The sequence below is a fragment of the Lysinibacillus sp. Y5S-8 genome, from assembly GCF_036894365.1.
GTDB lineage: Bacteria > Bacillota > Bacilli > Bacillales_A > Planococcaceae > Lysinibacillus > Lysinibacillus fusiformis_D.
Map to the genome: position 1 here is coordinate 1,081,279 of NZ_CP145889.1, position 26,931 is coordinate 1,108,209.

At 31.7% G+C, this 26,931-nt stretch carries 22 protein-coding genes; all 22 read left to right on the forward strand.

Annotated elements, in window-relative coordinates; genetic code table 11:
• Positions 1 to 57: 57 nt before the first annotated feature.
• The 22 genes from rpsP (at position 58) to V6670_RS05130 (ending at position 26,298) form a co-directional block, all read left to right on the forward strand.
• A complete protein-coding gene (gene rpsP / locus V6670_RS05025; protein WP_004269411.1) occupies positions 58 to 330 on the forward strand; it encodes a 30S ribosomal protein S16 in 273 nt (90 codons plus the stop codon).
• Positions 331 to 345: 15 nt separating this feature from the next.
• Positions 346 to 579 carry a KH domain-containing protein gene (locus V6670_RS05030; RefSeq protein WP_004269410.1) on the forward strand — a complete coding sequence of 78 codons (234 nt, stop codon included), beginning with the start codon at positions 346 to 348 and terminating at the stop codon, positions 577 to 579.
• Between the two features lie 386 nt (positions 580 to 965).
• Positions 966 to 1,481 (forward strand): ribosome maturation factor RimM, encoded by a 516-nt coding sequence (gene rimM / locus V6670_RS05035; RefSeq protein WP_036124784.1) that lies wholly within the window; start codon positions 966 to 968, stop codon positions 1,479 to 1,481.
• Positions 1,481 to 2,218: a tRNA (guanosine(37)-N1)-methyltransferase TrmD gene (gene trmD, locus V6670_RS05040; RefSeq protein ID WP_338654496.1), complete on the forward strand. Its 738-nt coding sequence runs from the start codon at positions 1,481 to 1,483 to the stop codon at positions 2,216 to 2,218. The genes rimM and trmD overlap by 1 nt, the downstream gene beginning before the upstream one ends.
• A 116-nt stretch (positions 2,219 to 2,334) precedes the next feature.
• Positions 2,335 to 2,679 (forward strand): 50S ribosomal protein L19, encoded by a 345-nt coding sequence (gene rplS, locus V6670_RS05045; protein WP_036124783.1) that lies wholly within the window; start codon positions 2,335 to 2,337, stop codon positions 2,677 to 2,679.
• Between the two features lie 105 nt (positions 2,680 to 2,784).
• Positions 2,785 to 3,348: a signal peptidase I gene (gene lepB / locus V6670_RS05050; protein ID WP_036124779.1), complete on the forward strand. Its 564-nt coding sequence runs from the start codon at positions 2,785 to 2,787 to the stop codon at positions 3,346 to 3,348.
• 57 nt (positions 3,349 to 3,405) lie between these two features.
• The gene (gene ylqF, locus V6670_RS05055) at positions 3,406 to 4,281 is read left to right on the forward strand and encodes a ribosome biogenesis GTPase YlqF (protein ID WP_036124777.1); all 876 of its coding nucleotides are present in this window, start codon (positions 3,406 to 3,408) and stop codon (positions 4,279 to 4,281) included.
• Between the two features lie 165 nt (positions 4,282 to 4,446).
• Positions 4,447 to 4,701: a hypothetical protein gene (locus V6670_RS05060; RefSeq protein ID WP_338652949.1), complete on the forward strand. Its 255-nt coding sequence runs from the start codon at positions 4,447 to 4,449 to the stop codon at positions 4,699 to 4,701.
• Between the two features lie 166 nt (positions 4,702 to 4,867).
• A complete protein-coding gene (gene rnhB, locus V6670_RS05065; protein ID WP_338652950.1) occupies positions 4,868 to 5,446 on the forward strand; it encodes a ribonuclease HII in 579 nt (192 codons plus the stop codon).
• Positions 5,446 to 7,788, forward strand: a complete 2,343-nt coding sequence (locus tag V6670_RS05070; protein WP_338652951.1) for a hypothetical protein — start codon at positions 5,446 to 5,448, stop codon at positions 7,786 to 7,788. Before rnhB ends, V6670_RS05070 begins: the two co-directional genes overlap by 1 nt.
• 1 nt (position 7,789) lies before the next feature.
• Complete coding sequence (locus V6670_RS05075) at positions 7,790 to 10,030, forward strand: tyrosine-type recombinase/integrase (RefSeq protein ID WP_338652952.1); 2,241 nt, start codon at positions 7,790 to 7,792, stop codon at positions 10,028 to 10,030.
• Positions 9,984 to 11,006 carry a hypothetical protein gene (locus V6670_RS05080; protein ID WP_338652953.1) on the forward strand — a complete coding sequence of 341 codons (1,023 nt, stop codon included), beginning with the start codon at positions 9,984 to 9,986 and terminating at the stop codon, positions 11,004 to 11,006. The genes V6670_RS05075 and V6670_RS05080 overlap by 47 nt, the downstream gene beginning before the upstream one ends.
• A complete protein-coding gene (locus V6670_RS05085; protein ID WP_338652954.1) occupies positions 10,999 to 11,394 on the forward strand; it encodes a hypothetical protein in 396 nt (131 codons plus the stop codon). The genes V6670_RS05080 and V6670_RS05085 overlap by 8 nt, the downstream gene beginning before the upstream one ends.
• A gap of 21 nt (positions 11,395 to 11,415) precedes the next feature.
• Positions 11,416 to 12,669: a site-specific integrase gene (locus V6670_RS05090; RefSeq protein WP_338652956.1), complete on the forward strand. Its 1,254-nt coding sequence runs from the start codon at positions 11,416 to 11,418 to the stop codon at positions 12,667 to 12,669.
• A 445-nt stretch (positions 12,670 to 13,114) separates the two neighbouring features.
• Positions 13,115 to 14,368 (forward strand): DUF262 domain-containing protein, encoded by a 1,254-nt coding sequence (locus V6670_RS05095; RefSeq protein WP_338652958.1) that lies wholly within the window; start codon positions 13,115 to 13,117, stop codon positions 14,366 to 14,368.
• A gap of 13 nt (positions 14,369 to 14,381) precedes the next feature.
• A complete protein-coding gene (locus tag V6670_RS05100) occupies positions 14,382 to 15,467 on the forward strand; it encodes a DUF3696 domain-containing protein (RefSeq protein WP_338652959.1) in 1,086 nt (361 codons plus the stop codon).
• A 9-nt stretch (positions 15,468 to 15,476) separates the two neighbouring features.
• Positions 15,477 to 16,430: a hypothetical protein gene (locus tag V6670_RS05105; RefSeq protein WP_338652960.1), complete on the forward strand. Its 954-nt coding sequence runs from the start codon at positions 15,477 to 15,479 to the stop codon at positions 16,428 to 16,430.
• Positions 16,431 to 16,881: 451 nt separating this feature from the next.
• Positions 16,882 to 22,797 carry an AAA family ATPase gene (locus V6670_RS05110; protein WP_338652961.1) on the forward strand — a complete coding sequence of 1,972 codons (5,916 nt, stop codon included), beginning with the start codon at positions 16,882 to 16,884 and terminating at the stop codon, positions 22,795 to 22,797.
• Between the two features lie 344 nt (positions 22,798 to 23,141).
• Positions 23,142 to 24,209, forward strand: coding sequence for a hypothetical protein (locus V6670_RS05115; protein ID WP_338652962.1), 1,068 nt, complete (start codon positions 23,142 to 23,144; stop codon positions 24,207 to 24,209).
• Between the two features lie 60 nt (positions 24,210 to 24,269).
• Positions 24,270 to 24,434 (forward strand): hypothetical protein, encoded by a 165-nt coding sequence (locus V6670_RS05120; protein WP_338652963.1) that lies wholly within the window; start codon positions 24,270 to 24,272, stop codon positions 24,432 to 24,434.
• 189 nt (positions 24,435 to 24,623) lie between these two features.
• Positions 24,624 to 25,211, forward strand: a complete 588-nt coding sequence (locus tag V6670_RS05125; protein WP_338652965.1) for a hypothetical protein — start codon at positions 24,624 to 24,626, stop codon at positions 25,209 to 25,211.
• 418 nt (positions 25,212 to 25,629) lie between these two features.
• Positions 25,630 to 26,298, forward strand: a complete 669-nt coding sequence (locus tag V6670_RS05130) for a hypothetical protein (RefSeq protein WP_338652967.1) — start codon at positions 25,630 to 25,632, stop codon at positions 26,296 to 26,298.
• Positions 26,299 to 26,931: the final 633 nt, after the last annotated feature.

Consider the following 26,931-nt stretch of genomic DNA (forward strand, 5'->3'; position numbering starts at 1 on the left):
ACCTAAACATTGATAATATACTATCTTGTGTGAAACTTATTCGGAGGTGCTATTAAAATGGCAGTTAAAATTCGCTTAAAACGTATGGGAGCTAAAAAATCTCCTTTCTATCGTATCGTAGTTGCAGACGCTCGTTCACCACGTGACGGTCGTCAAATCGAAACAGTTGGTACTTACAACCCACTAACTCAACCAGCTACTGTAAACATTGATGAAGAGAAAGCTCTTAAATGGTTAGCTGACGGTGCAAAACCATCAGATACAGTGCGTAACCTGTTCTCAGAACAAGGTATCATGGAAAAATTCCATAACCAAAAATTCAGTAAATAATCGGGGGCGACGTCTTTGAAGCAGCTGATTGAAGCAATCGTTTTACCGTTAGTCGATTATCCAGAAGAAGTTCGTATTGAGACGGATGAAAATGCAAATCGAATTGTTTATAAACTTTTTGTTCATCCAGAGGATCGAGGGAAAGTCATAGGCAAGCAAGGGCGAGTAGCGAAAGCGATTCGTACAATTGTTTATTCAGCGGCAGGTAGTCACCATCAAAAGAAGACCTACGTCGATATATTGGATTAATAGAAAAGATTTTCACGCTCTTGCAACAAGTACAAATGAGTCCTGATAGGTGTGTTTACATGTCGCTTAGGAGTTCAAAGTGGCTTTTAGCATGAAACGTAAAATCTGGACAAAGAAGGAGGGAGCTTGTAGGTTCCTTCCTTTTTTTATCTTGTTTTAACAGCAGCATGTATCTAGTACTTCTGTTTAAGCAGAGCAGAAAACTGTTATAACGATTACAGCTAAAGGGTATTGCTTATATTAATAATGACAAGACAAATCAGTCTTAGCTAAAACGACATTCTTCCAAGCACATCTGTAAGCGGTGATAAATGAACGAACGGTAGCTATTTATTGGGTGAGCAGGATGCTTTATGGAGAGAAGTTTTTTACGAGGTGAAAGTTGAATGGAATGGTTTAATGTAGGTCGTATTGTCAATACACACGGTATTCGTGGTGAGATACGTGTATTATCAACAACAGACTTTGAAGAAGAGCGTTTTGCAGTAGGAAATAAACTTGCTGCCTTTAAAAAAGACGATAAGAAGCCAACCTGGGTAACGATTGGTTCGGTGCGTCGTCATAAAAACTTTATTCTTTTAACTTTTGAAGGCATGAACAATATCAACTTGGTTGAACCGTTTAAAGAAGGCATGCTGAAAGTAACAAAAGATCAAATGACAGATGATCTACTTGCAGAAAATGAATTCTTTTTCCATGAAATAATAGGTTGCACAGTTATTTCTGAAGAGGGCGAAACAATTGGTGTTGTGGCAGATATCCTGCAAACAGGAGCAAACGATGTATGGGTAGTTAAAGGCTCGAAGAAAGAGCATTATATCCCTTATATCGAAGATATCGTAAAAGATATTGATGTTGTAGATAAAAAAATTATCATCCATGTAATGGAAGGCTTATTATGATGAACATTCATGTATTAAGCCTGTTCCCTGATATGTTCTCAGGCGTTTTTGGTGCATCTATTTTAAAGAAAGCGCAAGAAAAAGGTGCTGTAAAGCTAGAGGTCACGGATATTCGTACATTTTCAGGGAACAAACATAAGCAAGTCGATGACTATCCATATGGTGGTGGTGCGGGTATGGTTTTAAAGCCTGAACCTATGTTTAGTGCAGTGGAGGCCATCACTGCTGGCAAACAACCACGTATCATTTTAATGTGCCCCCAAGGTGAACGATTCACCCAGAAAAAAGCAGAAGAGCTAGCACAAGAAACGGAGTTAGTGTTCTTATGTGGTCATTATGAAGGCTATGATGAGCGTATACGTCAGCACCTCGTGACAGACGAGATTTCCATTGGCGATTTCGTGTTAACAGGTGGGGAATTAGGCGCTATGACTGTTATTGATAGTGTAGTTCGATTGTTGCCTGGTGTCTTAGGGCAAGAGAATTCGCATATCCAGGATTCTTTTTCAACGGGTCTACTTGAGCATCCACATTATACACGACCTGCGGAATTTCGTGGGATGAAGGTACCTGATGTTTTATTATCGGGGAATCACGCTAGAATCGAGCAATGGCGAGAGGAACAATCGCTGAAAAGAACTTTTGAGCGCCGTCCGGACTTATTGGAGCATTATCCATTAACAGACAAGCAAAAATTGTATCTAGAAAAACTAAAAAACAATCATCAAGATGCTTGATTGCCTGCCCTATTTATGATAACATCTAATCTGTACTTCTATGTGAAGTGCTGAATTATGGTGTTCCGCTGTGGCATAGATTGCGTGCAAGAGCATCTATCTAAGGAGAGAAAACAATGTCAAACATTATTACAGAAATTACAAAAGCTCAGCTTCGCACTGATCTACCAACTTTCCGTCCTGGTGATACTGTTAAAGTACACGTGAAAGTAGTAGAGGGTACTCGTGAACGTATCCAACTTTTCGAAGGTGTAGTAATTAAACGTCGTGGTGGCGGTATTAGCGAAACTTTCACAGTTCGTAAAATTTCTTACGGTGTAGGTGTTGAGCGTACATTCCCTGTACACACACCAAAAATCGCTAACTTAGAAGTTGTACGTCGTGGTAAAGTACGTCGTGCTAAACTTTACTACCTACGTAACCTACGTGGTAAAGCTGCTCGTATTAAAGAAATTCGATAATTATGACTTAAAAGTGAGGGGCTTGTGTTCAAGCCCCTTTTCTTTTTGCTTGTCATCTTTATTCACTATCATCTAAAATAGTGTTAGACAAGGGGGCAATTCTCAATGGAAAAACAAGTGAAAGAAAAGAATGAATTATGGGAATGGACAAAAGCACTATTAATTGCATTTGCGATTGCTGCAGTGATTCGATATTTTTTATTTACACCCATTGCAGTTGATGGAGAGTCCATGATGCCAACCCTTGAAGATGGCGACCGGATGATTGTGAATAAGATTGGTTATAAAATAGGTGAACCAAAGCGTTTTGATATCGTTGTATTTCATGCACCTGAACAAAAAAATTACATAAAGCGTGTAATAGGACTGCCAGGAGATACGCTGGAATATAAGGACGATCAATTATATATTAATGGTGAACCAATAGATGAGCCCTATTTAGATGCATATAAAGCGCAAATTGCTGGGGGGACCCTAACAGAAGACTTTACCTTAAAAGATATTGATGTATCCGTGGATACTATTCCAGAAGGATATGTTTTTGTCATGGGGGATAACCGTCGAAATAGTAAAGATAGTCGTCATATTGGCCTTGTTGAACAAAAGGAAATTATCGGTAATACCAGTTTGATTTTCTGGCCATTTAGTGACATAAAAATTGTAAAGTAATGCAAGAAAGGGAGAGCTTAATCACTCCCTTTTTCTTTTAGTTTAGGAGGTATAGCTATGACAATACAATGGTTTCCAGGGCATATGGCGAAAGCCCGACGTGAAGTAACGGAAAAATTAAAGCTTGTCGATATTATATTTGAATTAATAGATGCACGTTTACCGCTATCCTCACGTAATCCGATGATCGACGAAGTGATTAACCAAAAACCTCGTCTTTTAATTTTAAATAAAGCGGATATGGCAGATGAGCAAGAAACACGTAAATGGGTAGAATATTTTGCACAACGTGGTCATAAAGCCGTAGCCATAAACTCACTTGAGGGTAAGGGCTTACAGCAAGTAACAAAAGCGGCGCAAGAAATTTTAAAAGAGAAATTTGATCGCATGAAGGCGCGAGGTATGAAACCTAGAGCTATTCGTGCCATGATTGTTGGAATACCTAACGTAGGGAAATCCACACTGATTAATCGCTTGGCGAAAAAAAATATCGCTAAAACCGGAAATACACCCGGTGTAACAAAAGCACAGCAATGGATTAAAGTTGGTAAAGAGCTAGAGCTATTGGATACACCAGGTATTTTATGGCCAAAATTTGAAGATCAAGAAGTAGGCTTTAAATTAGCTTTAACTGGTGCGATTAAGGATACCATCACAAATATGGAAGATTTAGCTGTCTATGGCTTGCGTTTCTTATCCGATCATTATCCAAAGCGTATGGAGGAACGTTATGGTTTCGAATTTATCCATGAGGAGCTAGTGGATACTTTTGATCATATAGGCAAGCTACGTCGTGTATTTGGACCTGGCGGAGAAATTGATTATGATCAAGTAGCACAGCTGATTGTTCGAGATATACGCGGCTTACAATTAGGCAAACTGACCTTTGATTTTGTCGATGAACAGCTAAAAAAAGAAGCTGAACAATTATAAGTATTGAAACTGTCACATGTTCTTTTGTGACAGTTTTTCTTTTAGGAATGAATTTTCTTACCGATAATGACTATAGAGAGGAAAATAGTTTTCAAATGAAAGAGACTACATAAAGAACTGAACATGATATAGTTTTATTGAGTAGAAGCAAGAAGGAGCACTTAAATGAAAACCATTAAAGAAATTAACAATGCATTGAAAGGTGCAGAAGAATGGCAAGATTGGATGATGGAAATAGCAACGGATGAAAGAACAGGTGTACAGAAGGCGTGGCATACTTGGCAAAAACGACAAGATAAAAAACGTCAATTACTGCAAGAACATCAAGCGAAAGTAGCATTTGATTTAAGCTATGGGAGTATCGATACATTGGTTGCGGGTGTAGATGAAGCAGGACGTGTTATTTTACTTTCTAACTGAGTGTCTAACTAAATAATATGTTACCAATTATCCGTTTGACTAACTTTAATTTGTTTTCTAGAATGGGTAGAGTCATGAATCACCTAACAAGGTGTTTTTTTATTGGAGTAAAGTTCTATGAAGTTTTAATGCTAACTTAGAAGATGCTAATTGGAGGAAATAATTTATGTTAATTTGTGGTGTAGATGAGACAGGTAGAGGTTCTGCAATTTCAGGTGTATGGGTAGGAGCTTGTATTCTTGACCCGAACAATCCTATTGAGGGATTAAGAGACTCGAAAAAGTTATCAGCTAAAAGACGTGAGGAATTAGCTGAAGAGATAAAGGAAAAAGCGCTTAGCTGGAGTATTAGTATTGCTTCGCTAGAGGAAGTGGAAACTCTAAATGTATTAAATGCTACACTTCTTGGTATGAAAAGATCCGTAGAAAGCTTACATATTAAGCCGGATAAAGTTTTTGTCGATGGTAATAAATTACCTGATTTAGATATTCCAGCTGAAGCTATCATTAAGGGAGATGATTTGATTCCTGCAATTAGTGCTGCATCTATTCTAGCTAAAGTTGAACGAGATAAAGTAATAAAGGAATTACATGAGCTGTATCCACAATATGGTTTTGATAAGCATAAGGGCTATTTAACGAAAGGTCATATGGCGGCATTAGAAGAGAATGGTCCTTGTCCTATCCATAGGAAAACATACAGTCCTATTCGTGCGTTATTAGAGAAGCAATTGGAGCTGTTCTAATGGCTAAAAAGGCACAGTTAAAAAAAATAGTGGTAAAGAAGATTGAAGAAACATCTGATGTTAACTTTTTAACATTAGATGCTTCTGAAGAGTCCATTATTTCTAGAGCAAGCTCAAGAAAGTATTTGCCTTCTGTATCACTTATAAATACTTATCAAGTAAAGGATAGAGGACAAGTTAGTAACTATACAGTTGATTTCAATGAACTAGTGTGTAATCATTCCAGAAATAGGGTTTTAATTGAACAACTTATTGTAGGTATGAACGAAATCATTGTACCAGATTGTAGTAAAACTACTATTATAGATATAGCTCAAGGAATTAGAGTTTTTCTAGAGTTTCTTAATAGTGATAACAATTTGAGCAATAATTATGTAGCTAATATAAATGAAATAAACATTATAGTAGCTAAATCATTCACAAATTACCTACGGAGTACTTATCCAGATGATAGTCATAGTCGTAAATGGTTTGCAGCAATTAGACGAATTGTCCAAAAATTACAAATGCTGTTTCCTGAAGATCCGTCAATAGGATTAGGTTTTACTTGGCCAACAGGTCCGGGAAGAAAAGAGAGTAATATTGAAGGATATCATCCTAGAGAAATGAAAGAGTTAATCAATGCTTGCATACAAGATATAAAAAATATTAAGAGTTTTCATAAGGTGTATTTAAGTCTTAATGAAGAGCTTGTAACTGAGGAATGGAATATAGAGAATCTTATGTTTTTTCTTCATGAAGGCATACAGAGAAATGATGAAAGTATTATAAAGAAAAATCAATCTGAAAGTGGATTGATAAAAAGGTTTATTTTAAATTCACCCAATGCTCAGAAAGGAATGGAGGAGCTAGGGTATACAATTGAACAGTTACAAGATTTATACATACAAAAAGGAGTAGAATTAGCTTCATTAGGACGTTCTCCATTTGCAACCAGAATTTCTCAAGTTCCTGATCAAGTAAGAGCCATATCACAATTTAATCTAGCTTTAGGCACACTAAAGAAACGATTCCCAAAATTTCCATATTACATGAATCTCGACGAGGCAAAGGGTTTTTTGAATTATAATAATATGGATAACACTACAATTCTAAAGGATAAAGATCCATTGGCATTTCTAGTTAATAGTGCTGTATTTAATAGTAATAGTAAAATTAATTTCTTTGATGGAACCTTGGGGAAAATGGCTGTCCACGCCGCACAACACTTTGTAAGTGATACCTTGTACCCGTTTTTTCTTCTAGCTTTAATAAATACTGGATGGAATATTGAAAGTCTACTCTCAATAAGCGATGACGTAGATGCGCATATAACACCGGATTTATTAGATCCTGAAAATTATGTAATAATTCACGGAAGAAAAATCCGAGGTTCAAAGGGAAGAGAATTTTTAAATGTTACACGTCGTTCGAATAAAAATAAAGCGTTAGATACTTATCAACTGCTTAAATATGTTGAAAGTATAATAACTCAATATAAGGATAGCCCTTTCTATAGAACTGGTTTTTTATGGCAATTTACTATACCAGCAAACCAAAAAGACATAACTTCATCCTTCAATGAACAAAAAAATTTTAGTGGTGTAACAAAAAGGTTTATTGATCGGCATAATTTTAAATATTTTTCTGATACAACCGCTATTTCTCATCCAAAGGTTCGATCTGGATATGTATCAATTAAACAACTTTTAGGTGAAACCGAATTTGAAATCAGTGATGATATTGATCATATTAACAAAAAATCTATAGACCATTATACATCTGATGAAAGTACAAACAGCGTGCTTAATTTAAGAATAAAAGAGATTCAAAAGCAATTTGTAGAAGATATAACTAATTTCAAAGTTCGAGTAGTGGAGTCAACATCACTTCAATCCCTCCGTAACGCTACTAATGATGCAAAGACGGAGCAAGATAAGTTGAAACAAATAAGCAAAGAAGCATTTAAACTTCAAATGGATGAAAAAACGATAATAAACTTACTAGATGTGGGTTCACAAAAATATATACTTGCTTGTGAAGATGCTAAGAACCCATCGTGGCCGGGGTGGGATGATTATGTTGGTCAAGGTAAAAGTTGTAGATATTTTAACAAGTGTTCCTTATGTAAACAAGCTATTGTATTCCCTGAGGCCCTCCCATATATCGCCCGACGCATTCTTGATTTGGAAAAGTTAAAAATAATACATGGTTCTTCTGATTGGATATTTAAATACGGTGATGAGTATGAGGCGTGGAATCAAATTTTAGAATATTGGAGTAATAAAGATCAAGTAAAAAAAGCATGGGAACTGGCTAAAATGGGTTTTGTTGTATTACCAAAGATAATGAGAGGAGTATAGAATGCAAAAAAATCTGTATGACCGAGTTATTGAACAAATAGCAGAAAAATATAAGTTAGAACTTATAGATGAAGAGATTAACTCTGGTAATACTCAAGTCGAGGAAGAAAAAATAGATGAAATGTCTATTAATTTCTATAGTTTATCAGAAATCCCATTTGAGAAAATACTAGATTTAAAGGTTAGTAAATTAAGTTTCTTTAAAGATATTATTTGGGATTGGAGACAAGAGGGAAGCCTAATATATAAAGATGATTGCTTTTTTTCGTGGAACAAAGAAATTTCGGATGGTGTATCCTTGCTTGAAAATGAAAATAAATATCTATGTCGGTTACTCAAAATGATAGCATTTTATTCTTTACCTCAAAATGCATGTTTGCAAAATGTAAGATCTTTTAATACATCTAAAGGAATTTTAAAACAACTACAAATCTTAGGGAGATTTCTTTATAAACAAAAAATTTTTGTTGATATTCAAGGAAATGGATTTTTCACAAATACTTTGTATTTAAGGAAAGAACATTTTATAGATTTTATTAATAATGATTTGAAAAATTCTGGTGTAATATATGACTTTGCTAAACAAGTTAAGCATTGGGTAGGATTGTCAAAGAACAAACTGATTCCTGTAGAGTATCGTCTGAATTTTGAACCGTTTGATAACGAATTATATTCGAAATTGGCTAAAAATGCAGAAGATGATAAGGGAGAATATTTGCCTATTTCAATTGAGACACTTTCAGAATTAATTCCTTATTGTATAGATAACATTAGAGAAAAAACAGTTGAAGTTTTGAAGTTATACAATGTTCTTTGGCCCAATCTAGCAGGTGGTGATGTTGCTAAAATACAACCTTTTGATTGGGGAGAAGCTATTAGTGATTTGTTGGAAATGGATTTGAAGATATTAGATATTCAAAGCTATAAATTTACGGATTATACTCAGATTACAATGAGTAGGGAATTAAATAACAAACTTAGAGATATTGTTAAAAATCACCCCGATTGGAATAAACAAAATGAAATTTTCACTTCTAACATTAGGAAATTAAAAATAAGTGAAGTAGTAAGTGCAGCTTTAAAACTGGGAATCGATTTAGAGAGTATAGACGTGGCAATTATTTATGATGTAAGAAAACTTAAGATAAAGGCCATGGAACTTGTAAATGGTTTAAGAAATTCATGTGTTGTAATTCTCTTTTTGGTTACGGGAATGCGGAATAGTGAAATGTATCTTCTAGAAGAAGGTAATTGTTGGCAAATTAAGGGGAGTGAAGATGATTTTCGAATTAAAATAACAGTTCCTAAAACATCGGATGGATCAACAGGTGATCCGATAGAACTCCCGGTACCAGAGATAGCATATAATGCATTTAAATGTTTAGAAGTCTTAACAGAAAAAGCTCGAATATGGGGAGAGTCAAAGAAGTTGATGGTTAGTTGCTTTTCAAATTTTGGGAAGGAAATTGTGGCTCGTAGTATAAATCAATTTCTTAAACGTTGGTGTGAAGATCTTGGGATAGAACATATTCATCCCCATCAATTTCGTAAAACAATTGCTATGTTTGCAATTTATCAAAATCCTAACAATATCGGTGTCATTAAGAGGTTATTTTCTCATAAAAGTTTAGCAATGACACTTGCATATATCGTGAAAATGCCAGGAATGGCTGAAGAAATTAAAATAGCTGTAATAGAGCAAAATAAAGAGTTACTAAGTGAATTATTAGAAGCTTTAGATAAAAAATGTATTGGTGGTGTGGCAGGTAATAGGATTAAAAGATTAGCTGACGATTCAATGTTATTTAAGGCTAAATTGAATGACGATGGTTGGGAGGGTCTTGAGCAATACGTTCAAATCTTATTACATGATGGTTTAAATATTTTACATCGAACTTCTTTCGGTGCTATTTGTACAAATACTCATTCTGGATTAGTTCACTTAGCGCCTGAATCATGTAATTGTAATGTTACTGATTGTAAATGGTCTGTATTCACTGTCAACTCGGTAGAGGACCTTGAAGATACTATCAGATTTCATACTACTTTTATAAAAAATGATAGTTGTAGTGAAAGTCAAAAACGTTTTTCAAATAAAACAATAAAGGACTGTATTGAAAGGTTATACGAGTTAAAGGGATTAGATTACGTGAAAGTTAAATTTCCTGATTTCGCAAATGAGAATTTGCAGTTAATTGAATTATGGAGGGATAATAATAGCAACCAAGATATTAAAGCATAATGAAGCATTAGAATTAGTTTATTCAGTGATTGCATCGTTACGAGAGAGTGGTAAGGAAAAAATCACGGTAACAGAGGTAGCTGAAATTTCTGGAGTTAGTCGTGCTACTATTTACTCAAAACACTCAGATTGGGTTGAAGTGCGTGATGTTATAAAAAATAATAAGCCATCAATACATCTTAAATTAGCTTCCAAAAAAAATCATGAAAAAACCAGATGGCAAATAGAAGCTCAACGTTTAGAGAATGAATTAAAAATTTGTCAAGAAAATTTGGGGAATTTAAGCATTCAAGCTGATAGTGTATTTCAAAATCTACTAAATCAACTTCATAAATATATGTACCTCGCAAAAAAAACACCTGAACAAGCCAGAAGAGAATCTAATATCTTACTGGAGTTAAACGAACTCAAAGAACGGTGTGAATTCTATGAGGCAGAGAATAAAAGATTAATGGCAGATTCTCAATATAACACCAATATGGTTCCGTTTGTAAAAAAGGAAATAATTGATGTGTACTCGGAAATTCAGAGAGAAAATATAGTAACAATGGATTTGCTTGAATTAACATACGATGCATTATTAAAATTAAATAATTTATTTAATAAAAGTTATCCACCTAGTGTTGTTTATGTATTATGTGGAAACTTCGCAAGTGGTAAATCATCTTGGATTGCAGAACATAAATCACAAAATGTGGGTTCAGTCTTATATTTTGATGGGACTAATCATACAAAATCAATAAGAAGAATTATTTTAAAGTACATAAGAAATCTAAATTCGGATTGTAAGTTTGTTTGTGTAAGAGTTTTTTGTGATACCCAAGATTGCTTGGAAAGAAATATGAATGAAAGTCGGATTAGATTAAACACAACTATTCCAAAAGAGTTAATCATTAGATTTTCAGAAATTTTTGAAGAGGTTACTCTTGACGAAGGATTCGATGAAATCCTTATAGGAGGATTACAAAATGGCTGAATCAGGAAGAGTTAGAGGAGCAAATAACGTTAAGAAATTTGAGGCGTTTATCGAATTACGTAATCAACAAGATGATTGGCAAAAGTATATAACTCCTAGGAAAGATAAGTTGATACGATTAAGTATATGTGAAGAGTGTGGGTTTGGTAAAAGTGCGTTAAGACAAAATCCGTCGTTAAAAAATATGTTAGAGAAACTTGAAGTGGAGTTATTCGAAAAAGGGCTATTAAGAGATAAATCTTCTCATGAGGAAATGATTGATTATCCACACCAAGCTGACTTTATTCACTCATATGAATTGAATTTAAGAGAACTCAAAGAGAAGATAGAAAATGTTAAAGGGGTAATTAATTTATATCAATCTGAATTAGATAAATTGGTTAATTGAGAACTTCTTCAACTTCGTTTCGTGAGTTTATATTTTTATAAAGGAAAAGATAATATGCATCTACTTAATTCTGATGGTTTAAAAAATACTGATGTATCTCCTAAGGATACTGTTCCAATTTATTTAGATGACGAATTTCAAGTTATAGAAGGGCCTAGTTATTGGGCAATTTCATTGGCACAAAAAAGGTCTAGAAGTATTGAAACTTTAAAGCAATATACAACTGTATTGGCTAGATTCCTTCAATGGAGAGATGATCAAGGGATTAAAGCAATGAGCTGGCAATTGACAGATGAGGATGTAATAAATGCATATATTGGCTATTTAATTGATAATCGAAATCAATATGGTAGACCTAGTCATAAAACAATTGAGGATTATATAGCTACGCTAAGTTATTTTTTCAAGTGGGCAACAGAAAAGGGTTATAAGCATTATTGGAAGATAGATCCACATAAAGTAACAGTTCATATTAAGGGTAGTAATGCAATGGTCAAAATGGAAAAACAAGTAGAGAAACGCATGGAAATAGCAAATGGTAAAAGTACAATTTTTGCCCCCGAACAAGATAAGTTTATTCATCGAGAAAATATACCAACACTTATAGGTTTATTTGATGATGTTGTATACGGTTTTATAGCTCTAGTGTTATGGAGAACTGCTTTAAGACCGAAAGAGTTGTTTCAGCTGCCTTATATGGGTGTGGGAATCAATTCAGGGCTTAAACGTTATCGAGATGAAGAGTTATTGGCACTTAATGATATAAGATTTCGTTTTGAATCAAAAGGAAAAGATAGAGAAATAAATTTTCCAGCAGATGTTTGGGCTATTATTTGTACCAAATGGTTACCAGAACGGGTTAAACGTGCTGCACGATATCAAGAAAGAAATAATGGGAAAATGCCTCCGAATAATGTGTTGTTTTTAACAGAGAATGGGACAGTCGTTACACCGAAAATGTTAAGGGATAACTTTAACAAAGTAGCCCAAAATCATACATGTCCTGAGAAGAAAATTACTCCATACATGTTTAGACACGCATTTGCGACATACTTTATTCTTGATAGGTTACAAGCTACAAATATGTTAGGAAAAGCTTATGTGTATAATGCTGTAATAGATGCTGAATTGCGTGAATGGATGGGGCATGAGAATATTGGAACTACATATAAACACTATGTTCATCTAGTAAATCGTTATTTTTATAATGGGTTATTAGAAGTTATGGAGGATCCGGTTAACCAAGCGATATTAGAAGCGTTTGGGCAATCCTGATAAAAACTTAGAGGGACATAAAAAACATTCGTGTTGATTAAAAAGAAATTGATTGAAGAGAAAGTATTATTAGATAATAATTAGGTAAATTAAAGGTTTATTATTAAATAATACTAGTGTAATAAAAGGAAATAAAATTGTGATAAAATAGGAATAATTGGTTTTATGAATATAAGGTGTAATATTGACAATTATTTTTGTTAATCAAGAATCTTTGAATGTAATGTAAAAGGTATACGCTTCTTCCCATGCTTTTGTGGGAGATTCTGCCCATCCAAAACACTCATTACACCATTCACTATTATAGCCTAACAAGACCCAATGATATGGCTTATATTTGTTATCATTATAATTTGGTGTAACACTTACTTCAATTTTAAAGACTTTATGCAATTGAATCACCACCTATCCTTATTATTAACAATACGTTAGGGGAATAAACAATATGATTATTGAAAAATACAAAGAGGACTTAACAAATTTAATACATATAGCTCAAGGACAAGGAAATGAATTAAATTTATCAATTGTCTTGATGACTATAAATACAAAAGATGACGATTTGCAAAGTATCTTGAATTATTTTGAAGAAAATAATATTAAAATAATAAACTCGGATATTGAGCCAGATTCTACTGAAGAAAGTAGTGAATTTTTAGATAATAGTATCAACCCGTTTGATCCTTCAAAAATTGATATTAAAATGGATAAAATGACTATTGATTCAATTGTTAAAAGAATAAAATTTGAAGAACTTGAATTTGATTCAGAATTTCAACGTAAATCGGGTCTTTGGAGGGTTGTACAAAAAAGCCAATTAATAGAATCGATACTTTTAAGAATACCATTACCCGCATTTTATTTTGATGCAACTAATGATGATAAATGGCTTATTATTGATGGATTACAGCGAATAAGTACATTAAAAGAGTACATTGTGGATAAATCCTTTGCACTAAAAGGAATGGAGTTCTTAAAGGAATTAAATGGATTGAAGTTTGATAAGTTACCTAGATCATTGCAAAGAAGAATTGAGGAAACTAATGTAAATGCTTATTTAGTAAATCCTGCGACTCCTGTTAATGTTAAATTTAATATCTTTAAGAGAATAAATACAGGTGGGCTTGTTTTAGAACCTCAAGAAATAAGAAATGCTTTGTACCATGGTCAAGCAGCTAGCTTTCTCAAAGAACTATCTATTTCTAAAGAATTTGTTCAAGCTACTGATAAAAGTATAAAAACTGAAAGAATGTTAGATAGAGAATTTTGTTTAAGATATGTAGCTTTTACTTACTTATCGATAGATTCGTATAATAATTCAATTGAAGAGTTTTTAAATACAGCCATGGAACTATTAGCTAATGCAAATAAAAGTTATTTAGATAACATAAAAAATAGCTTTATTCGGAGTATGGTAGCATGTGAAAAAATATTTGGTGTATATGCTTTTAGAAAAATAGCAGAAGATGGTAGGAAGAGACCGATAAATAAGGCTTTGTTTGAAATTTGGTCAAGTGTTATAAATTCACTTACTGATGATGAGATTAATCATTTAGTAAATAATAAAATGTTGTTGAGAGAAAAATTTATTGCTCTGTGTGAGGAAGAACAATTCTTATATAGTTTGAAAGCATCTGATAAAAAAGCTGTTCAAGCAAGGATTACATCTATTAGAAAAATTATCAATGAAATAATTTAAGGAAGTGCAAAAAGTGATAAATAGTATAACTTTAAAAAACTTTAAATGTTTTGAAGAAATATTTATAGAAATGTCCAACTTAAATGTTTTTGCGGGTATAAATAGTATGGGGAAATCTACTCTTATTCAATCACTCTTATTACTACGTCAATCTTATGAAATGGGGTCAATAAACAAAGGACTTCATTTGAATGGTGAAATAACAGAAATGGGTACAGGGTATGACTTGCTATATAGAAATAGTGAAAAGGATGAAGTTGAAATTTACATAGAATATGATCTTAATAAATATCATTGGATTTATGAATACAATAAGGATTCTGACTTTCAGAGTTTAAAAGCTTGTAATATTATTGACACAAAAAACTCTAATATCAATTTATTTCAATCTACTTTCGCATATGTCTCTGCCGAACGAATTGGTCCAAAAAGAATTTATAAAAAATCTTATCATGAAGTTGTTGAGAAAAATCAATTAGGATACAGAGGGGAATTGTTTGCGGATTTTGTCGCAGAACGTGGATTAAAAGATAAAGTTGAAAATTCTTCCGTAATTCATAAAAGTGTAAAAAGTCATTTATTGCTGTATCAGACCGAAGCATGGCTGTCTGAAATCAGTCCAGGAATAAAGATTACTTCAAAGAAATATACAAAAGCAGGCCTTGTAGAAGTTGAATATGGTAAAGATGGATTTAATCCTCTGAATATTGGCTTTGGTTTAAGTTATGTTGCCCCAATTATTGTTAGTCTACTCAAAGCAAAACAAGGAGATCTAATTATTCTTGAGAATCCAGAAGCACACCTTCATCCAAAAGGGCAGCGAAAGATGGGGGAATTAATAGCTAAAGCTTGTAATGGTGGTGTTCAAGTAATTTTAGAAACACATAGCGATCATTTGCTCAATGGAATTCGATTAGCTGTAAAACAAAACAAAATTAGTAGAAATTCGATTAGACTTAATTATTTTTATCAATCTAATGAAAATACTAAATTAGTTCATACAAAGTGTTCTCCAGCAATATTGAATGATGGAAGTTTATCGGATTGGCCGGATGGTTTTTTTGATGAATGGGAAAAAGCAATTGATGAGTTGTTTTAGGAGGTTACTATGTACACTGTATTGAATGAACTTTCAATTCATGCTGATCTAATGGAGGAACATGATCACGGAAATGCTAGGAATATAATAAATTTATTTGTTGAGATATTACATAGAGCTAAGAATCTAAATGAATTTGATGGTCTAATAACTACAACTGATATATATAGTTTTAATATATCTAAAGAGTATGGAATACAGGAATGGCTTAAAGATTCGTTAGTTGAAAAGAAATATAAAGATTTTCTTAGAGTGTTTTTTAATAAAAGATGTAGTTTTATAGAAACTCATGATTATCCTTTATCAGAGTTTATTATATCCTTAAATCAGAATGAATATAACGGTATAGGATGTTTAGTGGCTACCGAAATGAGTGAAAGTGTTGTAAGTTTACAAACACATCATAATTGGTCTACTGATACTATTAATGGATCCTATTTAACTTTGGATGATGAAGGGACAGAAATAAAAGAGAGTAGAAATGTTAATAACATTTCTAAAGACATACACTTTGATCACTTAACCAATAATTTAACAGAAAATCGCTTTAAAAAGATATCTTCTGGACAAGATCTGTGGGAAGAAAGAGAAGTATTATTTCCGAATTTAGTTTTTTGTGAAAGTGTTAAGGCTCAATTGTATAATGATCCAGAAAAATTCCATGTTGAACAAGTTATAAAAAAACTTATGAGAATCCAACAGTATTTTTCGAGCTATGATGGATTATATGACCCTAAACAGTTGGGGTTTAATGCTAGAACAGAATCTGAAACTGTTAAATCTAATCCAACTTTAAAATCTTATCGATTATTTGAAAAACCTGATGGCAGTACTGATTATTTTTATAATCATATTGGATTTACAGGGAAATATTGTGGGAGAATTCACTTCTTCCCAGATGACACAATTAAAAAATGTTTTATTGGTTATATTGGAAAACATTTGCCTACTAAGAATTTTTAATTATAAACATTTCTATATAGTTGTCTAAGTAGGAAGGAATCTAATATGATAGCGTCTAATTAATTTATTTTGTTTTTAACTAATATAATGGTCTGCAGATTCCGTGCTGAGGCCATTTTTTTATTTCTTGTGATTACCACTTAATTCTTAGTATTTTATTTTAGCTATGCCATTTGTTTTTTGATTACTCAGTTTAAATGAAAGACTTTGGTGAGCGCGAATGGAAACACTTTCATAAGTATTCAGGAATTCAGGTTGTATAAAAGTGATGAAAGAGCTACGAAGTGTTTAAAGAGTTAGAAAATAATCGACACTAGCAATTTTAAATAACTACAACAATATGTTCTTGCAAACTATAACTAAAAGTTGTGTTAGAATCTACATAAAAGTTAGCATTAAAAAATGCTAGCTTATTTTTATATAAAAATATTCTTGAAATGGGAGGTTCTACATGACAACACCAGGTATTGGAGATCCATATTGGTACGAATGGTATGTTGGTTTAGAACAGTTAATAAGAATGTTAAATCCTGATAATAGTATTGAATATGTAATGTTTCAATCTGACATTCATAATACTATTGATGATGTTGTTGTTGGGTACACTAATAAAAAAGAAATTTGTTATCAGGTTAAGCATGAAATTGGAAATCAAGGAAGAGCAAATTTAACGTTTAGTAAATTGATTGAAAGTACTACGTCTTCTAATGGAAACGAAAAAATAAGTCTAATTAGAGCTTTGGCGTTCGGATGGAAAGAGGCTTCAGAATATGAAGACAAATCTATTGTTCCAGTACTATACACAAATCGAAAGTTAGGAACTAATAAAACAACTCGAGTTTTTAATGAAACGAAGTATAATTCTTTGCCATTAGCTTTATTTATGGAAAGTATTCTAGAGGCTATAAAAAATGTGAAGTCGCTTGATGATGTACAACAAGAGTTATTTGATAAAGATTTATTAATACAATGGGAAGAATTTAAACTTGCAATAAACGATGATTCAATAGTTGTTGATTTCTTAAAAAAATTGGAGATTAAGTCGAATGAGGGATCGCTAGATGAACTAGAAGAGGTGATGGTTAACTCTTTAGAAACTACATTTAAATGTAATAAGGTCATTGCTGAAAACTTATTTGAAAAGTTATGTTCAAAATTAAGGTTCTGGGCAACAACTAGAAGAGAAAATACTAAAGTAACTGTTGAAGATGTTTATGATGCCTTATCATTGAACCATGATGTAGAGTATGGCGAACATGAATTACCATATCCTACACCCTTTTTTAAAAGCAGAGAAATGTATGCGCAAGTGATTAGAGATATTGTAGAAAAAGAGGATAAGAAAGTGATTTGGATTTCAGGTAATCCTGGTAGTGGTAAAACAAGTTTAATAAGTTATCTACAATTAAAACACAACCTATTTACTGCTAGATATCATACATTCAAACCTATTTCTCCTGAACAAAAGTATTACAATAATGATGCAGGTTTATGTCGCCAAGAATCTTTGTGGAATGATTTATTAATTCAACTGAGAAAGAAATTAAAAGGTAATCTTCATAAGTACAGTGTTCCTGTTTTAAACGCATTATGTACGCTTGAACAGATGCGAAATGAAGTTATGCGATTATCTGAAATACTTTATGAGTTAACAGGAACAAAAACTGTAATTTGTATTGACGGAATTGATCATGCCGCAAGAGCAAACAAAGAGGTAACATTTTTAGATAATTTATTTAGGCCTGAAGAAATTTCAAAAGGTGTAGTTTTTATTATAGTAGGGCAGCCAGCTGAGTTTTATGAAAATTATCCTTTGTGGCTAAAAAAAGAAACGGAATTAGTAAAACATTGTATGATACCAAATCTTGAACAAGGTGATATAAAAAAATTATTAGATGAAAGCAATATTGATTACAGTATTCCCAATGAAATACTAGCAGGATTTATTTATGAGAAAACTCAAGGTAACAATTTATCAGTAGTCTTTGCGATTGAAGAAGCAAAGCAATGTAGTACTTTAGAAGATTATAAAAAGATATTAGACAGCAAACATGTTAGTGAAGATATTACAAACTATTATAGCTACATATGGAAATTTGTTACGGATTTTTTAAATTCGAAGTCATTAGGAATAGTCTTTCCCGATAAATTATTAGCAAGTTTAATTATTTTATTGAATGGTCGTCTGGATATAGACCTTTTGAAAGAAGCGATACAGGTAGGTTTAATGAAAGAAGATTGGGAAGAGCTATTAAACTTGTTATATCCACTTATACAAAAAGTAAATGAGAATGAATATGTACTGTTCCATAATGATTTTAGGGTATTTTTAACTTCTAAGAATAGTGAGGGTCCTAAATTTAAAGCTCTCGCTTTACAATTGGCCCAATATTATATGTCTAAGGAATTAACTAGAGATAGCTTGATAAATATTATTCCTTTATTAATGAGTGCAGAAAAAAAAGCCATGATACCTAATGTGTTTAATACAGATTATATTATTCATTCATTAGCAAACGGAATGTCAAAAAAGAATTTGGAAGAGCAAGCAATTCTGGCATACGAGGCAGTATTAGAATCAAAGAATTGGATTGAGTTCCATAGTGTTTATCTAGCTGTATTTACGCTATCTCAGCATCAAACATACTTTGAGTATTATAATAAAGAATATAATGTTTTAGACAAATCTTATGTAAATAAATTAAGTCCTTTTGAGTTGAGACCTGCAAATTTAAATATGCAAAACATTGAAGTATATAGAGATATGTTTGGATTTTGTTTAGATTTATTAGAGTTAGAAGAGCCTATTTCTAATGCAAGAGCGCAATCAACTTATAATTTGTGGACTAAAGAGTTTACACCTATTGATTTTGTAATTTTAGTAGAAGAAGATGATAATTTTGGTGATAGATATGTATTAGAGCATACTCTAGAACTTTGGGGTATATTGGCTGCAAAATTACATAAAGGCTATCTAAAATTAAGAGGAAATATAGGCCTCGAAAAAATTACTAATCAACAATTGAATTTGATAGTGACTTTTAACGATAGTTATTTCAAATATTGCATTGAACATTCGGAATCAATGAGAGCTTTAGAGGTAGTAAACGAAGGTGGAGTTACATTAACCACTATTAAAGAGAATCTGTTGCATTTACTTTTAAATAAAAAAAGTAATGAATATATTGAAATGATAGAAGGACTAGTAAAACATAGTAAGCAATCAAAAGAAAATTTATTAGAATATGTATGTTTGATTTTTAATGAAAGAGAAATTCCTTTTGTCGATATATCTTCATTTGAAAAAATAAATTATATAATAAACGATACGAATTTAAAAATGGTCATTCTATCTATAATCGCTGGTTATCAATCCATTAATAAAGAGATGCTGATAGAGTTAAGTAAGGTAAATGAACTTATAGAAGATATTGAAAGAAAAGATCACGAATATGATTATTTGAAGATATTGATTAGACATGCATTTTTATTAGGGAGAATAATAAATGAAGATAGATTGGGGCTATCTGGAACAGTACAGCAAAGTACGATAATTAAAAGTTATGAAGATTTTTTAGAATATAATAAACAACATAATTCTTTTGATTCTAGAGACAGTTTTAAAATATTATTGTTCGTTTCCCTTAATCAAGAAAGGTTATTAAATTATTTAGATAATCAAACATTAAGCTCAATTTTAGAACATCATTTATTTGAAGTAAAACAACTAGGAATGTTTTATAAATCAATAATTTTAGATTATCTAGTTGAGAATAATAATATAGCAATAGTAAAGAACTATTTAATACAGTTATATGGAGAAGACGGGCATAATCTTTTTAAAGAAGGAAATTTTGAAGAAACACATAAAAACTTTGGAACGTATTTGAAAACTATTAATTCATCTCTTTATTTAGAAATTAGTAATAAGTTGAAATGGGATGTCGTAGGTTATTCAGATCATAAAGAATACGCCCTCTGGCCATTATTACAGTATTTCGAAAAAATAGTGGATATAAATAGTAGTGAATGGAAAACTAGAGGAATTGAACTTTACAAGGTTTCGAGTATTGCTGAAAGTAAAGGGAATAATAGGGCTTTCTCTGAAATTCAAAGCCAAATTAGTAAAGCTGCTGCTAAAAGTGGCATACAAGATGTTTGGAAATTAAGAAATGTAGATGAAGACTATCGTTTTTCTTTAGAATTAATTTATACAGAGTTATTAATTTTAATAGAAAACATTAATGATATAGAAGAGTTAAAAGTAGCTTGGATATTCAGTTGCGGAATACTATCTTGGTATAATTATGAGGATAGGATTAAGCTAGGATCAGTTTATATTAAATTGATTTCAAAAGGTAAGGAACTTGGATTTGAAACTATTGAAGATATAATTTATGAAATATCCTCGGAACATGTAAAAATAGCATTAAAATCAGAAAGTAAATCATATATAAGCCCAAGTGAATCAGAATATAATATTAAATTAGAAAGTGAAAAAAAAGAGATACAAGATATTTTAACCACTTTAACAACAGATGAAATTATTGAATTCTTAAAAACTGAAAGAAATTTAATGTATAGATGGAAGCCATTAGAGATAGCATGGGACATAATTGAAAGCAGAAATGAAATTGATGATAGAGTAGTATATCAATTTAAAACTATTATTTTTTCTAAATTGGAGACATATTCTTGGGAAAACTCCGGTAATGAAAAGATTATAAAAAGCCTTCTACCAATTTTAAAAGAGGAATTGTTATGGGAACTAGCTAACTATAATTTAAACAATTTTAATATAGGAGATAGTTATCATACATTTAAATCAAATATGCATTTTATAACGTTACTTTTGATAGAAAAGGTATCAAATGAGCATTTAATTAATATATTTGATGAAGAATTGAAATGTCATAAAAAATGGATGACAGGATGTAATCATATAAATTTTGAATATGAGCTTTCAACTCAAGAATGTTACCTTATTAATCCAAAGAATTTTATCGAATACACTATAAATATTTTACTAGAGCAAATTACTTCACGAAACATTCATAGGATTGAAATAGCCTTATTAGGGTTAGATATGTTAGGGAAATATTTTTCTAATACTTTTAATTACATATCTGAATTATGGGATGTTTTAAATGAAGAACAAAAACAGTTTGTAATATTGATGATGGAAAAGTGGGGCGAAGAAAATCTTCAGGGATTAGAGTTGTTATATCCACACCTTTATGCGGAGTTTTTAAGTACTAATGAATTAGATAAAAAAATTCATTTATATTTAATTCTTTCGAAAAGGTACAGCGGTTCAGAATTAGAATATTTTAAAATAAAAGAACATGCAGTACCTATTGAATATCAATTGAATAAAAATATACCAAGGATATTTGATAAAAGTAGAATAAGTACACATGCATTAAGGTTTTTAAGTGTGATGGAGATGCTAAATGGAATTGATAATGATGATATTAGATACTTTATAAATAAAAATAAAGATAAAGAGATAGTTCGCCAAAAAACAAGGGGAAGTCATGTTCGAGATGGAGATTCTTTACTTTATCCATCTAGCTATTCAGAACTTGATATGAAAATTTTATATGGTGAAGAGATGAAAAAAAGGTGGTCTTTTATTCCAGTTGGATATAAGGCACAAACATTGTTAAATATGGATGATCCTTGGGTGATTAGTGGGGTTCCTACAGTAAGTTATGATTCAGAATGGGAAATAGAAGAACAACTTAGCATGAATATTGAAGAAGGACAACTATTAAAATGTAAACCCTTTTTAAAGAAGCTTCTATATAAAGATATTCATGATGAGATGACTTTAATCGGGGGGGCAATCTGGTTTCCTACGAAAACAAAAGAAGGTATCGTCTATTTGGAATCTAATAAAGTAATATCTAAAGATACATTAATAAAGGGATATGAAATAAAGAAGTCTATTAATTCTAGAACATTTATTACAGGTAGCTTTAATTCAGGAGTAGAAATGTTTGAAATAGAAGATGAATATTTAGATAGTACTGGTGTATCTTTAGTAAATGAAATAATAGGGACGAGTATATTTGTATATGGTAGTACGATGTTATATCCATCAATATTCTTAATTGAAATGTTAGATTTGAAACCGGTAAATGGAAACTCTTTAAGATGGGAAAATGCAGAAGGTATAGAAGTAATGTATTTTGAATATTATACTTATCCAACTAGAGAAAATAATAGGGAATATTATTATAGACAGCCAGTAATGGGAAGATGGCTGTGCAAAAAAAGTATAATAGATCAATTATTGGTGAATTTAAATTTAAACCTTTATATTGCAGAGAAAGTTGAAGTTATGACTGATAGGTGTTTGTGATTGAAAATACTGTTAACTAGATTTCTTAATCATAAAAATGTGGATTTACAAGGTAAAGTTCCTTAAACATCGCTTTGAGTGCATTTTCATTCTTCAACAATCGGCCATATTGTTGAAGAAAATGAAGAGGTATTATGGAGTTCTTATTTTTAAAAATGATAATTAAGTGCGGAAACTTAGATAAATAATCAACTAAGCACCTACTTTTTTAATGATGATTATTTATCGTCAACTTAGAGAAATAGGTGCTTTTTCTTTGAAGCTTTGGGATTTTCCATAAGAACCCAAATGTATAGTAAAATATATATTATGTGAAATTACTGAAAACATAAGGAGTCTGATTTATGCTTGAGAGTCAATATGAACTAAATAAGCTTTTTTCAACGGTAATTAAGTTATTTCAAGAACAAGGTGCTAATGATATTTCTAAGGTCTTAAAAGCAGCTGTAATCTCTAGTGAGGTGGGGCATTATGATAATTGGAACGGTGGAACAGAATATTATTCAATCTATATCGATGTGGATGCAACCCTATTTTCTTTTTATGAAGATCAACTAAGTATTATTGAAGAGAAAATCAAGGAAAAGTTAGAAATCCTTTTGCGTGGAGTAGAAAGTGAAAAAATAGGAGCTATAATTATTAGACCGGTTGTTAAGCAATACATTGATTGGACTTCCGTTAGTGATAGAACCGCTAAAGTTGATTTCCTAGAAAAATTAAATAGAATTAAATCTATTTTAATTTCAGTTGCAACAGGAGGCCCGAAAATTCAAACTGTAAATGAAGAATATAAAAATCTTTATAAGGAACTTTATAGTATTTTTGAGACCTTACAATTAAATAATCCTAATAGATATAAAGATTTATGGGAGTGGTATGGATATTGGAGTTCTGGCGATCTTCCTAGTTATCAATCTAGAAGAAAGTATATCTCGGACTTGTATATTGATGTTATCGACCAAATAGAAAAATCGAGTGATACAGTTCCTATCGATCAACCATTTGAAATAACTGGTTGGGAAAGAGTTGATCGAGGGGTATCAGAAATCAGGAAACGAATGAGTGAGGCACAAACAGAAGAACAGTTTCAAGCAGTTGGTTTGTTATCAAGAGAAGTCTTTATTTCTTTAGCTCAGGAGGTATATGATTCGGAGATTCATATTTCAACAGATGGAGTAAATGCGAGTAAAACGGATGCTAAGAGAATGCTAGATGCCTTTCTTAGTTATGAACTTGTGGGTCCTTCTAATGTAGCTTATAGAAGATATGCGAAATCGGCCCTTGATCTTGCAAATGACCTTACACATAGGAGAAGTGCTAGTATTCATGAAGCATCAATATGTGTAATAGCAGTGATTTCACTTGTAAACATTGTAAAGGTAATCACAAATAAATCTAACATTAGATTTTAGAGCAATACTAATTCATTTGTTTGTAAACGTACAAAGAGTATTTATAAGCAGGGGGAAGCTATGGACAATAATATTAATTTAAATATGGTTGAAAATGGGTTGAATTTTATTTCAAAGTCCATTGAAACAGTAGATAAGCCTGATGAAGATTTGAAATATTCATTAATCAATTTACACGCGGGAATCCAGCTATTATTAAAAGAGTTACTATACCAGGAGCATTAGTCGTTAATTTTCCAAGTTGTAGATAATTCCGATAAAGATAAATTAAAATCCGGAGATTTTGTAAGTGTTAATCATGACACTTTAATTAAGAGGTTACAAAAAATTAGTGGTATTGAATTTGATAAAGACTTAATTAATAAGATAGAATGGTTGAGAAAAGAAAGGAACAAAGCTGAACACTATCATTTTGTGGTATCTGCAGATGTGCTTAAATCCAATATTGTAGAACTTTTCACATACCTTATCCCCTTTATCAAGTCGGAGCTAATTGAACCAGGTTACATAAGTTCTGAAGATGAAAATTTCTTAGAAATACAGGAGTATTTAAATGAATTTGATGAATATGTAAATGGTAGGCTTGCGTTACTTCAGGAATCATTAAATGAAGTAGAGGTAATCTTACAATGTCCAGTATGTAACCAAGAAACTGTTGAATTTAAAGATGAGACCGATGCTTACTGCTATTTCTGTGATAAAAACATTAAGAATTTTGCAGAAAAATATATAGACAGTTTTGTTGATACATACAGTCATGTAATGGATGGTGGGGAATCCCCTCTATATGAATGTCCTGAATGTGAATTTGAAACTTTCTTATGCCTGGATGGATACCAATTTGTTTGTTTGACCTGCGGTGCTAAACCAACTCAAGATGATCTAACAACATGTTCTGGTCCAAGATGCAATGAAAAACTTATCTATAGTAGATATAGTGAAAACGGTGACTATGAAGTCCATTTCTGTGATGTTTGTGAGGATTACTTTAAACATGCTTAGTGTGTTAATAAACACCTTTTCAAAAGAACCACAATATCCCATATTGACAAATATAAGAATAATTCACAAAAGCTTTATTATCGAGTATCTGATTATATGCAGCACCGGCGATAGGTAAAGTAATTAATAACAAGGTTGTCGAAGTTATTATTGGTACAATGCCTGCAGGGAAAATCGCATATGCTGTATCTGATAAACTCCGTTGTTTTGACAGTGCATTTGAACAAGCATAGGACTTAATCTAATAGAAAAAAACAGGGGAGCCAAAGGTTATCACTGTTTTTAATGTAGGAACTTTACACTCCAAAGCTTTAATATCTTTAAAGTCAAAACTATTTAAAGAAGAATTAAAAAAAGAAAAATTTCTTGCTATATTTAGATAAAAGAAATATTTTAAGTATAAAAAGGTTTGATAGAGATGAATAAGAGAAAATATCCTATAGAAACATTCCCTTTATCAGTAAAAAATTATACAAATTTAAAAAACCGCATAATAAATGTCCTAACATCACTTAATTGTTTAAGTTTAGAAGAAGAGGAAAGGCTAATTTTTCAACAAAGAGGAATTATGTATCCGGATTCTTGGTTAAAAGAGGGCATAAGTGGACAAATTTGGCGATGGACACAAATCTACGGGAAACGACAGAAAAAAGGGATTGAATATTGGTCAGATAATGCGTTAGCAGATTATGAAAAAAGAATCGAAGGGGGGGGAAATACAAATAATATATATAATGAAGATCATGCAGTCCCACGAAATATATTGATAAGTGAATTGCTAAGCTTTTCAAAAGAGAATCTTACTGAAGAAAAACTTTGGGATTTTTTTGTCAACTACAATGTGGGTGTTCATTTGCTTAGCGAAGAACATAAAAACTTGCTTCATAAAAACGATATGCCACCTTCCTTTAAAAAAACAAGGAATGTATGGAGCCGATATGAGCAAGAGAATTTTAATATTGTACGCATTACGTGGCAAGGGAAACAAATTATTCATAAGGAACAAATGGATAAACATGATCCTAGCTGCGGCCCATCTATTATTCCATATTACTATGAGTGTAAAGACATTATTAAGGATTTATAAATAAAAGAATCCATTCTTTTTTCATACTACTCACTATAACAACAATAAATTTAACTCCCTCTGATTACTGAGGGGGGTTTTTAGTGTCTATAATATTGTGATTGAAAAATAAAACGATAGCTGTTAAGTATCAATAAATTGTTTAATTTAAAATAATGTCTTTTTAAAATAACAAAGTTGTTTATTCAACAAACGGGCCAGATTGTTGAACAACACCTTTAAAGAAAAATTAGATATCTAAGATAATTTATTAAAGTAGGTTGTGAAATTATGTACTTAAAGTAACGAAGTAGTTAGAGCAAGGAAATGTGTAAAAAAGTAATAGAAATCCAAGGAGAAAACGACTTTCTTTTGTTATTTGGATGTAAACTTGATACTAAATCAAAAGATTTGCCATTTTATCATAAAGAAGCATTTGAATTCTTCAATAGAGAGGAAAACTTATTTTTAAGCTTTCCCCTCTTATAGTAAAGTTGAAATACAAGTAACTCAATAACTCATCGTATTCCATTAATATAGAATGGGAATTTCCCCCTATAATACATAGTTCTAAATTAATTACGGGGTTTCCTAATGTATAAAATACAATTTAATAAGGCAAAATAAAAAAAATAAAGATATCAAAAAGAGGGA

What these genes read in the sequence shown, in the direction of transcription:
- ylqF (WP_036124777.1), top strand. Translation starts at nt 3,406, where the DNA reads ATGACAATACAATGGTTTCCAGGGCATATGGCGAAAGCCCGACGTGAA.
- rpsP (WP_004269411.1), top strand. Translation starts at nt 58, where the DNA reads ATGGCAGTTAAAATTCGCTTAAAACGTATGGGAGCTAAAAAATCTCCT.
- rnhB (WP_338652950.1), top strand. Translation starts at nt 4,868, where the DNA reads ATGTTAATTTGTGGTGTAGATGAGACAGGTAGAGGTTCTGCAATTTCA.
- V6670_RS05120 (WP_338652963.1), top strand. Translation starts at nt 24,270, where the DNA reads ATGGACAATAATATTAATTTAAATATGGTTGAAAATGGGTTGAATTTT.
- V6670_RS05075 (WP_338652952.1), top strand. Translation starts at nt 7,790, where the DNA reads ATGCAAAAAAATCTGTATGACCGAGTTATTGAACAAATAGCAGAAAAA.
- V6670_RS05070 (WP_338652951.1), top strand. Translation starts at nt 5,446, where the DNA reads ATGGCTAAAAAGGCACAGTTAAAAAAAATAGTGGTAAAGAAGATTGAA.
- trmD (WP_338654496.1), top strand. Translation starts at nt 1,481, where the DNA reads ATGAACATTCATGTATTAAGCCTGTTCCCTGATATGTTCTCAGGCGTT.
- rimM (WP_036124784.1), top strand. Translation starts at nt 966, where the DNA reads ATGGAATGGTTTAATGTAGGTCGTATTGTCAATACACACGGTATTCGT.
- V6670_RS05115 (WP_338652962.1), top strand. Translation starts at nt 23,142, where the DNA reads ATGCTTGAGAGTCAATATGAACTAAATAAGCTTTTTTCAACGGTAATT.
- V6670_RS05130 (WP_338652967.1), top strand. Translation starts at nt 25,630, where the DNA reads ATGAATAAGAGAAAATATCCTATAGAAACATTCCCTTTATCAGTAAAA.
- lepB (WP_036124779.1), top strand. Translation starts at nt 2,785, where the DNA reads ATGGAAAAACAAGTGAAAGAAAAGAATGAATTATGGGAATGGACAAAA.
- V6670_RS05105 (WP_338652960.1), top strand. Translation starts at nt 15,477, where the DNA reads ATGTACACTGTATTGAATGAACTTTCAATTCATGCTGATCTAATGGAG.
- V6670_RS05085 (WP_338652954.1), top strand. Translation starts at nt 10,999, where the DNA reads ATGGCTGAATCAGGAAGAGTTAGAGGAGCAAATAACGTTAAGAAATTT.
- rplS (WP_036124783.1), top strand. Translation starts at nt 2,335, where the DNA reads ATGTCAAACATTATTACAGAAATTACAAAAGCTCAGCTTCGCACTGAT.
- V6670_RS05110 (WP_338652961.1), top strand. Translation starts at nt 16,882, where the DNA reads ATGACAACACCAGGTATTGGAGATCCATATTGGTACGAATGGTATGTT.
- V6670_RS05060 (WP_338652949.1), top strand. Translation starts at nt 4,447, where the DNA reads ATGAAAACCATTAAAGAAATTAACAATGCATTGAAAGGTGCAGAAGAA.
- V6670_RS05095 (WP_338652958.1), top strand. Translation starts at nt 13,115, where the DNA reads ATGATTATTGAAAAATACAAAGAGGACTTAACAAATTTAATACATATA.